This window comes from Synechococcus sp. W55.2, from assembly GCF_047461635.1.
In the GTDB taxonomy this organism is placed as follows: Bacteria; Cyanobacteriota; Cyanobacteriia; order Thermostichales; family Thermostichaceae; genus Thermostichus.
Genome location: NZ_JANSHM010000017.1, coordinates 13,941 through 27,287, shown reverse-complemented (window position 1 = coordinate 27,287; position 13,347 = coordinate 13,941). Strand labels below are relative to the sequence as shown.

The window sequence follows — 13,347 nt, the reverse complement described above, 5'->3', positions numbered from 1 at the left end:
ACCTTGAGGTTTTCCCAGGCCGGCTGCCAGCGGCTAATTCTTCAGATAGACCGCTGCCCCTAGGCCGACCAACATTTCCTCAGGGGTAATTTTGCCATCTTGGTTGGTATCCAGGGCATCGAAAACGCGATCTGCCCCCATCCACTCCTCGCGGGTGATGAAGCCATCCCCATCCAGGTCGTAGAGGCGGAAGACATCCTGGGCGGCGTGGGTAATGGTTTCCTTGGCACCCTCCAGCTTCTGCAGCCGCTCGGTGAGCAGTTTTTCCAGCACCTCCAGCGCTTTGGAGAAGCCCTGGATCCCTTCTTCCAGCTTTTCTGAGGCCATGCGGTTTTCCCGGTGCATCTGGTCGAAGGTAGCTCGATCCATCACCAGGCGCGGGATGTCCATTTTCTTGGCTTTTTCCGGATCCAGTTTGCGCTCCAGGTAACCCTCGGTGTTCTGCAGCTCCGCCAGCAAGGCGGGCGAGATGGTGAGAAGATCGCAGCCGGCCAACTCGATGATCTCCCCGATGTTGCGGAAGCTGGCCCCCATCACTTCCGTCGGAAAATCGTATTTGCGGAAGTAGTTGTAAATCTGGGTCACCGACTGCACCCCCGGATCTTCGGCAGGGGGATAGCTCTCCCGGCCCGTGTGTTTCTTGTACCAATCCAAGATGCGGCCCACAAAGGGCGAGATCAGCTTCACCCCCGCTTCGGCGCAGGCTATGGCTTGGTGCAAGCCAAACAACAGGGTAAGGTTGCAGTGGATCCCTTCTTTCTCCAGGATCTCGGCAGCCCGGATCCCTTCCCAAGTCGAGGCAATTTTAATCAGCACCCGCTTGGGATCCGCTCCTGCCGCCTTGTAGAGCTCGATCAAATGGCGGGCTTTGGCAACTGTGGCTTCTGTGTCGTAAGAGAGGCGGGCATCCACCTCCGTCGAGACCCGGCCAGGAATGATGGACAAAATGCGCACGCCAAAGGCCACGGCCAGTTGATCGATGGCGTGGGCCACCACGGTTTTGATGTCGGCTTTGGATCCCAGTTCTTGGCGGGCCTTGAGCAAGGTTTCATCGACAATGCCCTGGTACTGGGGCATTTGGGCAGCCGCTGTGATCAAAGAGGGATTGGTGGTGGCATCCTGCGGCTTAAAGCTCTCGATGGCGTTGATATCCCCCGTATCAGCCACCACGACGGTCATCTCTCGCAACTGCTCCAGCAAGCTCTTGCTCATGTTCGGCTCCTTGAGATTGCGCTACGCGCCGCTTCTGCGACCTAGTCCCAGTGTTACTCATCCACGCAAGGGATCCCAGCAGATGTGAGATTGTCTTAATTCTCTTCTCTGGCCGGGTTCACCCCCACGGGTGTGGGGACAACTGGGCATACTCGTTTCAAACAAGATGAAGACCCTTCGCCGCTGACCCTCACCCCTTGCGGGCGAGGGGAGCTGGGGATCAACCAACCAGCTGTTCCACAGCCGTTTGCAATGACCAGGCAAAGCAAGGGGGAAACCCCAGAGGCTGCCTAGCCCGCCTGGCTGCGCAACTGCCGCAAGAGCCGCTCAAACTCCTCCGGCAGGGGAGCGGTAAACTGCAGCGGCTGGCCTGTGCGCGGGTGAACAAAGGAGAGCTTCCAGGCATGGAGAGCTTGGCCGCCCAGCTTAACAGGGCTGGTTTTGCTCTGGGTGTAGAGGGGATCCCCGACAATGGGTAGGCGCATGTGGGCAGCATGCACCCGAATTTGATGGGTGCGCCCGGTCTCCAGCTCAAACTGCATCAGGGTGTAGTTGCCCAGCCGCTCCAACACTTGCCAGTGGGTTACCGCCACTCGCCCTTGGCCAGGGGTCAGGACGGCCATTTTCTGCCGATCCACCGGGTGCCTCCCAATGGGGGCAGAGACGGTGCCTTGGCTTTGGGCCGGCCGGCCAAACACCACCCCCAAGTAGATGCGCCGGGCGGTTTTGGCCTGGATCTGGGCTTGTAGGTGCTGGTGGGCCTGATCGTGTTTGGCAATCACCAGGGCACCAGTGGTGTCTTTGTCAAGGCGATGGACAATACCTGGACGCAGCTCGCCGTTGATGCCTGAAAGATGGGGGCAGTGGGCCAGCAGGGCGTGCACCAGGGTGCCACTGGCGTGGCCGGGGGCAGGGTGCACCACCAAACCGCGGGGCTTGTTGATCACAAGCAAATCGTCATCTTCGTAAAGAATGTCCAAGGGGATCGGCTCCGGCTGCAGGGCAGTCGGGGTGGCTGGCGGGATCCGCACCTCGACTTCATCCCCAGCTTGCAGGGGGCGATCCTTATCCCGGCAGGGCTGCCCATTGAGCCAAACCTGGCCCTGGCGGATAAGCTGCTGCAGGCGCGACCGCGACAGCTCCGGCAGTTGCTCTGCCAATCCTCGATCCAGCCGCAAGCCCTGCTGTTTTTCCGTCACCCTGATCTGGCGAATGTCTGCTGCAGCCTCCTTGTGGCCCTCCATGCCGTTGTTGCCCAAATTGCCTTCTTTGACCATTGTGGCAGCCCGGCTACTTTTGCACTGAGTAAAAAAGGTCGAAGATTTGCAGCAACTTCCGCAGGCAGGTGGTGGGGGGATCTGCCTTGTCTCATCGCCTTCTAAGCCTTCTTGGGGGGATCCCTGGGCAATTTTAAGGGGCAGAAAATCCTGACTAGAGTGAGGCTATGGCCCACCAAGAATGAGTTGGGCCGAGTGTTGGCATAGGAGAGCCGGGAGCGATCCCAAGCCGACAACACAGCACACCCCAGCAATTGGCGTTGGCTCAATGGATCGCTCAATGGATCTAAGAAGGAGGTAAGGCATGTCGGATGGAGCAACCAGGGGATCCCAGCTTCAGCAACCCTCTCAACCCCAGCTTGGCTCAGAGCCGCCCTTGGTTTTGTCTCTCACAGAGGTGGGCCTACGGGATATTGCTCAGGTAGGCGGGAAAAACGCCTCCTTGGGAGAAATGCTGCAGCAGCTCACCTCAAAGGGGATCCAGGTGCCGACAGGATTTGCCACCACCGCCCATGCGTATCGCCAGTTCATCGCCTCTGCGGGCCTAGAGGAGAAGTTGCAGGAGATTTTCAAAGACTTAGACATTGAGAATGTCCAAAATTTGCGCGAGCGGGGCAAGGCTGCCCGCACCTTGATCTTGCAAACTCCCTTCCCCCCTCAGCTAGAGCAGGCCATCGCCGAAGCCTACCAAAAGCTGTGCGAGCGCTACGGCCCCGACACCGATGTGGCGGTGCGCTCCAGTGCCACGGCAGAAGACTTGCCGGATGCCAGCTTTGCCGGCCAGCAGGAGACCTACCTGAACGTGCGTGGAGTGCGGGCGGTGCTCAACGCCTGCCACCACTGTTTTGCCAGCCTGTTTACCGACCGGGCCATTTCCTACCGCCAAATCAAGGGCTTTGACCACTTTCAAGTGGCCCTTTCGGTGGGGGTGCAGAAGATGGTGCGCTCCGACCTGGCCTGTTCGGGGGTGATGTTCTCCATCGACCCGGAAACCGGCTTCAAAGACGCAGTGCTCATCACCGCCGCCTATGGTCTGGGGGAAAACGTGGTGCAAGGGATCGTCAACCCCGATGAGTACGTGGTCTTCAAACCCACCCTCAAGCAGGGACTGCGCCCCATCCTCTCCCGCAAGCTGGGCAGCAAGGCCCTGAAGCTGGTCTACGACGAGGAGGGATCCCGCCTCACCAAAAACGTACCCGTCCCCGAAAGCCTACGCCGGCAATATGCCCTCAAGGACGACGAGATCCTGGAGTTGGCTCGCTGGGCCTGCCTTATCGAAGAGCACTACTCGGCACTGCGGGGCCGCTTCACCCCCATGGACATCGAGTGGGCCAAAGATGGGATCACGGGCGAGCTGTTCATTGTCCAGGCCCGCCCCGAAACGGTGCAGTCGCAAAAAGGGGCCAACCAGCTGACCACCTATCGCTTCACCCAGCCTGGGGCGCAGCCCGAGCCTCTGGTGCGGGGACGGGCCGTAGGCGAGGCCATTGGCCAGGGCACAGCCCGCGTCATTTTGGATGTGCGCCGCTCGGATCAGTTTCAGGCCGGCGAGGTGCTGGTGACCGAAAAAACGGATCCCGACTGGGAGCCAATCATGAAAAAGGCCAGCGCCATCGTCACCAACCAGGGGGGCAGAACTTGCCATGCGGCCATCATCGCCCGCGAGCTGGGGATCCCGGCCATTGTTGGCTGCGGCAACGCCACGCAGGTGCTCCGTTCCGGCGAGCCCATCACCGTCTCCTGCGCCGAAGGGGAGGAAGGGCGCGTCTATCCTGGCTTGCTGTCCTATGAAGTTACAGAGATCCCCCTCGAGGAGCTGCCCCGCCCCCGCACCCAGCTGATGATGAATGTGGGCAACCCAGAAAAAGCCTTCGGCCTCAGCGGGATCCCTTGCGATGGCGTGGGGCTGGCGCGGCTGGAGTTCATCATTGCCAACCACATTCAGGTCCACCCGCTGGCTTTGCTCAACTACGAGCAGGCGGTGAAAGAGGAGCCGCGCCTGGTAGAGCTCACCGCCCAGTATGCCGACAAGCCGGAGTACTTTGTGGACAAGCTGGCCCAGGGGGTGGCCACCATTGCTGCCGCCTTTTACCCCAAGCCGGTGATCGTGCGGCTGTCGGATTTCAAGAGCAACGAGTATGCCCACCTGTTGGGGGGATCCCGCTACGAACCCCACGAGGAAAACCCCATGATTGGCTGGCGGGGGGCCTCCCGCTACACGGATCCCCGCTACCGTGAGGGCTTTGCCTTGGAGTGTCGGGCCATGAAACGGGTGCGGGATGAGATGGGCCTGACCAACGTGATCTTGATGATCCCCTTCTGCCGCACGCCGGAAGAGGGGCACAAGGTGCTGGAAGAGATGGCCCGCCATGGCCTGGTGCGGGGAGAAAACGGTCTGCAGGTGTACGTGATGTGCGAATTGCCCAGCAATGTTATCCTGGCCGACGAGTTCTGCCAGATCTTCGACGGCTTCTCCATCGGCTCCAACGACCTCACCCAGCTCACTCTGGGCCTGGATCGCGACTCAGCCCTGGTGGCCCACCTTTTTGACGAGCGCAACGAGGCCGTCAGGCGGATGATCGCCCAGGTGATCCAGACGGTGAAAAGCCATGGCCGCAAGATCGGCATCTGCGGGCAGGCCCCCAGCGACTACCCCGACTTCGCCCGCTTCCTGGTGCAGGCGGGGATCGATTCCATCAGCCTCAACCCCGATTCCCTGTTGAAAACTCTGTTGGTGGTGGCTGAGGCGGAAGGCGACGGTACCCAATAGGCTCAGGGGGCTGCGCTGAGATCGCGTTGGCTGGGTTACAATCTTCTCTGCTGTGTTGCCATCCCCGCCATGATCCACGAGCTCTCCATGCCGGCCCTCAGCTCCACCATGGAAACGGGCAAGATCGTCGCCTGGCTGAAAAACCCCGGCGACCGCGTGGAGAAAGGAGAAAACATCCTGGTGGTGGAGTCCGACAAAGCGGACATGGACGTGGAGTCCTTCCACAGCGGCATCCTGGCCAGCATCCTCATTCCGGCAGGAGCATCGGCCCCGGTGGGCGCGCCCATCGCCCTGATTGCCGAAAGCGAGGCAGAAGTGGCCCAGGCCCAGGAAAAAGCCAAGGCCCTCGCTGCTGGCGTTACCCCTGCGGCTCCACCTAGCGCAGACCGCGCCTCTGCAGCTCAGCCGACAAGTCCTGCCCCTGCGGCAACCCCCACCTTTACACTGCCAAATGGATCGGATGGCGCCGGATCCCAGCGGATCGTGGCTTCTCCACGGGCGAAAAAACTGGCGGAGAGCCTGGGGATCGATCTGCGCACCGTGCGCGGCTCTGGCCCCAACGGTCGCATCATAGCCGAAGACGTGGAGCGGGCAGCGGCCCTTTCCGCTCCTGCAGTGGCTGCCCCCTCTGCTCCAGCCCCCGCGCCTCCAACTCCTGTGGCTGTCCCCTTGGGAGAGACAGTTCCCCTCAGCACCCTACAAGCGGCGGTGGTGCGCAACATGAACGCCAGCCTGGGCGTGCCGGTGTTCCACGTCGGCTACACCATCACCACCGATAGCCTGGATCACCTCTACCAACAGGTGAAGCCCAAAGGAGTCACCCTGACGGCCCTCTTGGTCAAAGCCGTGGCCATGACCCTGGAGAAGCACCCCCTTCTGAATGCCAGCTACACAGAAGGCGGGATCCACTACAAAGCCGATATCAACATCGCGGTGGCGGTGGCCATGGAGGATGGCGGGCTGATCACTCCTGTCTTGAAGCAGGCCAACCGGCTCGATCTGTACGAGATCTCCCGCCGTTGGAAGGATCTGGTGGAGCGGGCGCGGCGCAAGCAACTGCAGCCGGAAGAGTACAATAGCGGCACCTTTACCCTCTCCAACCTGGGCATGTTCGGGGTGGATCGCTTCGATGCCATTTTGCCCCCCAACCAGGGATCCATTTTGGCCATCGGCGCTTCTCGCCCCACGGTGGTGGCGACGCCGGAAAAAGCCATTGCCATCCGTTCCCAAATGCAGGTGAACCTCACCTGCGATCACCGTGTCATCTACGGCGCCCATGCAGCGGCCTTCCTGCAAGATCTGGCGCAGCTCATAGAGCACAAGGTGGGATCCCTGACGTTGTAGCCGCCCTGAAACCCGGCCTTGAGCCAATCTCAGAGTAGGGTTCTTCTCTCGCGCAACCCACAAGGTCGGGCAGCCGGCGAGGCCCCAGCGCTCAGGAGCTCCTCCTGGGAAAGCGCTGCATCAACTCTTGCACAGCCTCGGCATGGTAGGAGCTGCGGGTTAGGGGCGAAGACACCACCTGCAAAAAGCCCAGTTCCTCTCCCACCCGTCGCCAATGGTCGAACTCCTCTGGGGTGACATAGCGCTCCACCGGCAAGTGCTTGGGGCTGGGAGCCAGATACTGGCCCAAGGTGAGAATGTCACACCCTGCCCGGCGCAGATCCCGCATCACCTGCAAGATCTCCTCGGCAGTTTCTCCCAGGCCCAACATCACCCCTGACTTGGTGTACAGGCCGGGATCCCATTGCCGTGCCAACTCCAACAGTTTGAGGGAGCGCTCGTAGTTCCCTTGCGAGCGTACACGGCGATAGAGGCGGGGCACCGTTTCGGTATTGTGGTTGAGCACCGTCGGTTGGGCGGCCAAGATCTGCTGCAGCGCCTGCCAGTTACCACATAGGTCTGGGATCAAGACCTCGATGGTGGTCTGGGGCATGCGGCGGCGGATTTCCGCAATGCAGGCCACAAACTGGCTGGCTCCCCCATCGGGCAGGTCGTCCCGATTCACCGACGTAATCACCGCATGGCGCAATCCCAAGCGTTCCACTGCTTCTGCCACCCGCAGGGGTTCGGTGGCATCCAGGGGCAGAGGGCGTTTGGTGAAGTCGATATCGCAGTAGGGGCAGGCGCGGGTACAGGCCGGGCCCATGATCAAAAAGGTGGCGGTGCCGTTGGCAAAACACTCCCCCAGGTTGGGACAGGAAGCCTCTTCGCAAACCGTGTTTAGGCCCAAGTCCCGCAGCAGTTGTTTGACGGATCCCACCCGTTGAGGGGCCTTGGCCCGCAGCCAGGAGGGTTTGCCGCCAGGAGAAGAAGAAACAACAGTCAAAGAAGCGCTCCAGCACGAAACAGCAGCGACGGTATCACTCAGCTTAGCCTGCCATTTGGCCCCGTTGGAATTTGGACAAAGCCAATTTCCCGGCCCAATTGATCCCTGCCGCCTCGGAAGCACGACCCAAAACGCGGCATACTGGAAAGCAAATGTCGAGCGATAGGGATCCCACATGGTTGTTGCTGCTCCTCCCTCTCTGGAACAACTTGCCATCAACACGATTCGCTTTTTGGCGGTGGATGCTGTTCAGAAGGCCAACTCCGGCCACCCTGGCCTGCCGATGGGAGCAGCACCCATGGCCTATGTGTTGTGGCAGCAGTTCATGAAGTTCAACCCCCGCAACCCCAAGTGGGTGGATCGGGATCGCTTTGTGCTCTCGGCGGGGCATGGCTGCATGCTGCAGTACGCGCTGCTGCACCTAACCGGCTTCGATGTAAGCCTGGAGGACATTAAGCAGTTCCGCCAGTGGGGCTCCAAAACCCCCGGCCACCCGGAAAACTTTGAAACTCCGGGGGTGGAGGTGACCACCGGCCCGCTGGGGCAAGGGGTGGGCAATGCGGTTGGGCTGGCGATTGCCGAGGCCCATCTGGCCGCCCGCTTCAACAAGCCCGGCCACACCATTGTGGATCACTACACCTACGTGATCTTGGGGGATGGCTGCAACATGGAGGGGGTGGCTTCCGAAGCAGCTTCTTTGGCCGGCCACCTGCAACTGGGCAAGCTGATCATGCTCTACGACAGCAACCACATCTCCATCGACGGCAGAACGGAAATCGCCTTTACGGAAGATGTGGGCAAACGCTATGAAGCCTACGGCTGGCATGTGCAAAAAGTAGAGGATGGCAACCACGACTTGAAAGGGATCGCCGAGGCCATCCAAAAAGCCAAGGAAGTCACCAACAAGCCTTCTTTGATCATTGTCGAGACCACCATCGGCTACGGATCCCCCAACAAGGCCGGCAGCGAGAGCGTCCATGGGGCACCCTTGGGGCCGGAAGAGGTGAAGCTCACCAAACAAAACCTGGGTTGGCCTCTGGAGCCGGAGTTTTACATTCCCGACGAGGTGCTGGCCCACTTCCGCCAGGCCATCGAAAAAGGGGCCAAGGCCGAGGCCGAGTGGAACGAGCGCTTCGCCGCCTACGAGAAGGCTTACCCCGAAGAGGCCGCCGAGTTCAAGCGCATCATGGCCGGGGAGCTGCCGGTGGGCTGGAAAGAAGCGCTGGCCCCCATTGCCGAAACCGGCAGAGAATCCACCCGCAACCTCTCCAAGTTTTGTCTGAATGCCTTGGCCAAAGCGGTGCCGGAACTGCTGGGGGGATCCGCAGATCTCGCCCACTCCAACATGACTTATCTAAAGGGGATCCCAGAGTTTCAGGCCGGCTCTTACGAGGGGCGTAACTTCCGCTTTGGGGTGCGGGAACACGGCATGGGAGCCATTGCCAACGGCATGGCGCTTCATGGAGGTCTCATCCCTTACGACGCCACCTTTTTGATCTTCACCGACTACATGCGGCCTGCCATCCGCCTGTCCGCCCTCTCGCAGGTGCGGGTGCTGCACGTCATGACCCACGACTCCGTCGCCTTGGGGGAAGATGGCCCCACTCACCAGCCGGTGGAAACTTTGGCCTCCCTGCGGGCCATTCCCAATCTCTATGTGCTGCGCCCGGCAGATGCCCGCGAAACGGTGGGATCCTACCAGGTGGCCCTAGAAGCCAAGACCACCCCTTCTGTGCTGGTGTTTACCCGGCAAGCCGTCAACCCGGTGGAGGGCACCTCTGTTGAAGGCGTAGCCAAAGGGGCCTATGTGGTGGTGGATGCCCCCAATCCAGAGCTGATCTTGATCGCCACCGGCTCTGAACTGGAGCTGGCGGTGAAAGCTGCAGCCCAACTGAAGCAGGAAGGCCGGGCCGTGCGGGTGGTCTCTATGCCCTGTATGGAGCTGTTTGAGGCCCAGCCCCAGAGCTACCGCGATTCCGTTCTGCCCCCCAACGTCACCAAGCGCGTCTCCGTCGAGGCAGGCTGCACCTTCGGCTGGCACAAGTACCTGGGGTTTGAGGGGGTGGCCATTGGCATCGACCGCTTTGGCGCCTCTGCCCCCGGCCCGGTGTGCATGGAGAAGTTCGGCTTCACGGTGGAGAACGTGCTCAACACTGCCCGCCGGTTGCTGAGCTGAGTTTCCCTTTTCGTGGGGCTAGACCCAGCAGGGATCCCTTCTCTGCTGGGCTGCTTTTCACCCTGTGGCTTGCGGCCTTGAGTCGGCAGAGTCGGGGAAATGGCCTAACTTGTCCAACAGAACTTCCAAAGCATTCAGGTCGGCCTCGGTGCAGGGGTGATTGTGGAGAATGGAGTAGATGGCGGCCTCTTGCTCCAGAGACAGCACTCCTGCTTTTAAGGCATCTTCAACAATCGAGGGAATCGTCATGAGGGATGGGTTGAAAACCCAACATTCATTTCCACCATTGCTTTGAAGAGGGAAGGTCGGCTTCCGTCAATGTGCTGAAGTTTTTGGGCCAACTGTGGATCTGAAAGCTCGGTTTAGCGAAGGAAACCCGCCATCAGGATTGCTGCTGACCCCAGGAGAGCCAAAATGGTCAGCGCCTGGCCTGCAATGAGGCTGCCTTTCCAAGAATCATTTTTTCTGGCTTTTCCGGTTCTCCTGGCATGGCTGTTCCTTGCTTCCATCTTCAGCTCTGCTCAGCTCCAACTTAGCCTTCCGCGCGAGGATCCCTGCTGTGTGGCTCTCCGGTGGCCGAAGAGGGGGGCAACTTTGAAAAAGCGACGGCCATCTGGCCCATCCAGCCATTTTTGGCAACAATACAAGCAGGCAAGGAGAAGCACTCATTTGGCCTGCCATGGGATCCCAGTTTTGCACAAGGCGCATTCTGAGGCAGAAGCATGAGGTACGCAGAACGAAGCAAAGGAATCCGCTTGACGATGGCGGCCCTGTTGGGAGCCTGGGTTGCCGGACAGGGCCCTGCTGCCGCTCAGCCCACCTTCCAAACCGTGCCGTTGCCGCGCCTGCCTGTGGGTGTCGATCAATCGGTCTTCGATCGCCCGGTAGCCCGCTTTAACTCCAACCTACCTGCCGAGCTGGTGATCCGCAATCGCACAGGTCTGCCTTTGGAATACGGCTTTACCGATCCCCGTCAGAAGGTCTCGGAACTGCCTGCCGGCGAAACGTTGCGCCTGAGCAACCTGCTGATCCCCAACTGCATGGCCATCAACACGCCGATGTTGGCTCCTGTGGGCTACCAGGTGAGCGTGGATCCCTTGAATGTGATCACCGTAGAGGTGCGGCTGGTCAACGATGTCTCCGGCGATCATTGCCTCGATCTGCAAGCGACAGGGGCTATTTTTGTGAATTGAGATGAGCTGATACCCATCGATTACCCATCGAACACAAGTTAAGTCAAATCCTTCAAAGGGATCCCTTACATCCTCACCTACAGTCATCTTCTGGATTTTGCCAGGATGGACGTGGGATCCGGCACGGCAGATGGCAGTTGACTTTGCCCGGTTTTGACGTTGGAATTGACTCTATTGGGGAGCCAATCAGAGGTTTAGGCGTATCGACAGGGGCCATCCCCTGTGACAGGATGCGAACAGGATATCGAGGCCGATATTCTCCTGGACTCTGTTTGCCTGTGCGGTCCGCCTGTACTCTATATTTTTTCTTGCGGATGGTCTCATGAGCGATAACTTGTATTCCTGGTTTCCCCGGGCCTTGGTGATTGGCGCTGCGGTTGTGGGGTTGTCGAGCTTGCCTGCAAGGGCTCAGCAAATTACGGATCCCAGCCCAGCTCAAGCGGCCACCAATGTTGAACCTACCTCCCCAATCTCGGCTTCTTTCCGCAGCCAAGATGGAGTCAGCGTGCGTCCGGAAACGGTGAGGGTTTTCCTGGATGGCCAAGACGTCACTTCCCAGTCGGTGATTACCCGCGATTTCTTCACCTATCGCCCTGCCCAACCCCTGCCGCCGGGGCGCCGGGAAGTTCTGCTGGAGTTCACCAATACCCAGGGGGTGACCCGCCGCGTGACTTGGAGCTTCACTGTGGGCAGCCCTGTCCGCGCTTCCATCGACTTAGTGGATCACAATGCCGGCAGTCGCCCTTTGGCAGCGGGAGAAATCCTGTTGGTCACCGTCAAAGGTACCCCTTCCAGCCGGGTAACGGTTTACCTCATCCAGGATGGACGGCAAGTGCAAACCTTGCCGGCTCAGGAAGTTTCCAGCGGCACCTATGTAGTGAACGCCCTAATCGAGGCGAAAGATACCACCCGGGAAGGGATCGTCGTCGCCCGCTTGGAAAATGGCGGCCAAGTGCGCTTCATGACCGCCGAACAACCGGCCCGCCTGATCGAAGGGGCCACCGGGGGCATCCAGCGGCTGACCACCCAAGAGGTTTCCGCCACGGTCAGCGCCCCCGGCCCCCTCTTGCCTCAGATCACCAACCTGCGGGATGAGGATCGGGTTTCCGGCTCTTCGTTTACGCTGCAGGGCACTACAGCTCCCAATGCTTCGGTGCGGGTGAATGTAACGGCTTCTACTTCTCTGGGCGGCATCATCAGCGCCCAACAGACCGTGACCAACCAAACTGTGCAGGCAGATGCCCAGGGCCGTTTCACAATCACCGTTCGACCTCCCATTCCGGCCTCTGGCACGGTGTATCAGGTGAATCTCACGGCCACTTCCGGCAACCAAACCAGCCCAACGGTAACCTTGCGCCTTACCCAGCAGTAAGGGGTTCAAGGGATCCCAATCCATCCCGATAGCCTTCCCCCCACCCATCAGGGGATCTGGAAATCCTGGCATGTCCAGCAGTTCAAACTTCCCTCTCTTCTCCGGGAGAGGGGCTGGGGGTGAGGGCCTTATCGTTTTCCATTGCCAGGGATCCCTTGCCGGCTTGTAGGGGAGTTTTGGATAGAGGAGACTGCATTTGCCAGCGCCACAGGAGCCCGGCCACGATCAGGGTGGGCAAAACGATCATCCCGATCACCACCGGTATTTGCTCCGGCAAGGCCAAGTAAGGGCCACCATACTTGATGGCTGTGCTGATCCCGGCAGCAGCCAGCATCAATTTTAGGGCAAACCAGACTGTTTTTTGATTCATGACTTATGGTCACTAAATTCACGATGGGCTGGGGTTGCTGACCATGGCAGTGAGAATGCCGGCAATGGTTTCCAGCTCCTCAGGTACCCGATACAGCGTTAAGTCTTGTTTGATCACCTGCTGATGGGCAAGAATTTGTCCGAACTGCCAGATAGACCCCATCGTCACTGCACCGTAGATCTGAGCCTGCTGCTCCACCTGCGCCAGGGCAATCATTTCTACAGCCATTTGCACAAAGGCCCGCGTTAGATCGTCCTTTTTGGCTTCAACCACCAGCAGGATGTTCTTCCCTCGCAACAGATAATCGAGGCTGCCCTTCAACCAATTGTTGACCATCAGGGGATACTCCAGCCGCAAAGGAACTCGACAATGGAGAGCCACTTCGGTCAGCACAGGAGCCACCAGCAATTCCCGCCGCGCTGTTTCGCTGGTGAGGCTAACCAAAGGTAACAATTGTCGGATCCGATCTTTCAGAACTGGGGTTTGAGGTGGAGCAGGGGCAACAGGCCATGTCCACTCCCCAATTTCCAGTCGATAGCCAAACTGAGCCAAGATTTCATCCGGCTCGTAGGGCATCTCAAAATAAGAGCGAAAAGTATAGGATTCGTCTTCTTTAAGAATGGAGATGTTCAGCATGGAGTTCAGGAG

At 59.7% G+C, this 13,347-nt stretch carries 11 protein-coding genes; 5 read left to right on the top strand and 6 right to left on the bottom strand.

The features are described from left to right. Positions 1–33 precede the first annotated feature (33 nt). Complete coding sequence (locus NW828_RS05430; RefSeq protein ID WP_414382237.1) at positions 34–1,212, bottom strand: transaldolase; 1,179 nt, start codon at positions 1,210–1,212, stop codon at positions 34–36. A gap of 290 nt (positions 1,213–1,502) precedes the next feature. Next, entirely contained in the window at positions 1,503–2,456 is a 954-nt protein-coding gene (locus NW828_RS05425) for an RluA family pseudouridine synthase (protein ID WP_414331111.1), read from the bottom strand. 337 nt (positions 2,457–2,793) lie between these two features. Here NW828_RS05425 and ppsA point away from each other — a divergent pair, with 337 nt between their 5' ends. Together ppsA and NW828_RS05415 are read left to right on the top strand one after the other, a co-directional pair. Beyond that, complete coding sequence (gene ppsA / locus NW828_RS05420; protein WP_414382234.1) at positions 2,794–5,259, top strand: phosphoenolpyruvate synthase; 2,466 nt, start codon at positions 2,794–2,796, stop codon at positions 5,257–5,259. A 69-nt stretch (positions 5,260–5,328) separates the two neighbouring features. Next, on the top strand, positions 5,329–6,603 hold the full coding sequence (locus NW828_RS05415) for a dihydrolipoamide acetyltransferase family protein (protein ID WP_414382231.1): 1,275 nt from the start codon (positions 5,329–5,331) through the stop codon (positions 6,601–6,603). 91 nt (positions 6,604–6,694) lie between these two features. On the opposite strand, the gene lipA is transcribed toward NW828_RS05415, so the two are convergent. Next, positions 6,695–7,588: a lipoyl synthase gene (gene lipA, locus NW828_RS05410; RefSeq protein WP_414382228.1), complete on the bottom strand. Its 894-nt coding sequence runs from the start codon at positions 7,586–7,588 to the stop codon at positions 6,695–6,697. Between the two features lie 175 nt (positions 7,589–7,763). Between lipA and tkt the strand changes: the two genes are divergently transcribed. Further along, the gene (gene tkt, locus NW828_RS05405) at positions 7,764–9,764 is read left to right on the top strand and encodes a transketolase (protein ID WP_414382226.1); all 2,001 of its coding nucleotides are present in this window, start codon (positions 7,764–7,766) and stop codon (positions 9,762–9,764) included. Between the two features lie 57 nt (positions 9,765–9,821). On the opposite strand, the gene NW828_RS05400 is transcribed toward tkt, so the two are convergent. Continuing rightward, complete coding sequence (locus NW828_RS05400; protein ID WP_414382224.1) at positions 9,822–10,013, bottom strand: hypothetical protein; 192 nt, start codon at positions 10,011–10,013, stop codon at positions 9,822–9,824. Positions 10,014–10,525: 512 nt separating this feature from the next. On the opposite strand from NW828_RS05400, the gene NW828_RS05395 reads away from it, so the two are divergent. Beyond that, positions 10,526–10,957, top strand: a complete 432-nt coding sequence (locus tag NW828_RS05395) for a hypothetical protein (RefSeq protein WP_414382221.1) — start codon at positions 10,526–10,528, stop codon at positions 10,955–10,957. Positions 10,958–11,279: 322 nt separating this feature from the next. Further along, positions 11,280–12,329 (top strand): hypothetical protein, encoded by a 1,050-nt coding sequence (locus tag NW828_RS05390; RefSeq protein ID WP_414382218.1) that lies wholly within the window; start codon positions 11,280–11,282, stop codon positions 12,327–12,329. A gap of 82 nt (positions 12,330–12,411) precedes the next feature. On the opposite strand, the gene NW828_RS05385 is transcribed toward NW828_RS05390, so the two are convergent. Both NW828_RS05385 and NW828_RS05380 read right to left on the bottom strand, forming a co-directional pair. Further along, entirely contained in the window at positions 12,412–12,699 is a 288-nt protein-coding gene (locus NW828_RS05385) for a hypothetical protein (protein WP_414382216.1), read from the bottom strand. A gap of 18 nt (positions 12,700–12,717) precedes the next feature. Further along, a complete protein-coding gene (locus tag NW828_RS05380) occupies positions 12,718–13,335 on the bottom strand; it encodes a hypothetical protein (RefSeq protein ID WP_414382213.1) in 618 nt (205 codons plus the stop codon). Between the last annotated feature and the right edge of the window lie 12 nt (positions 13,336–13,347).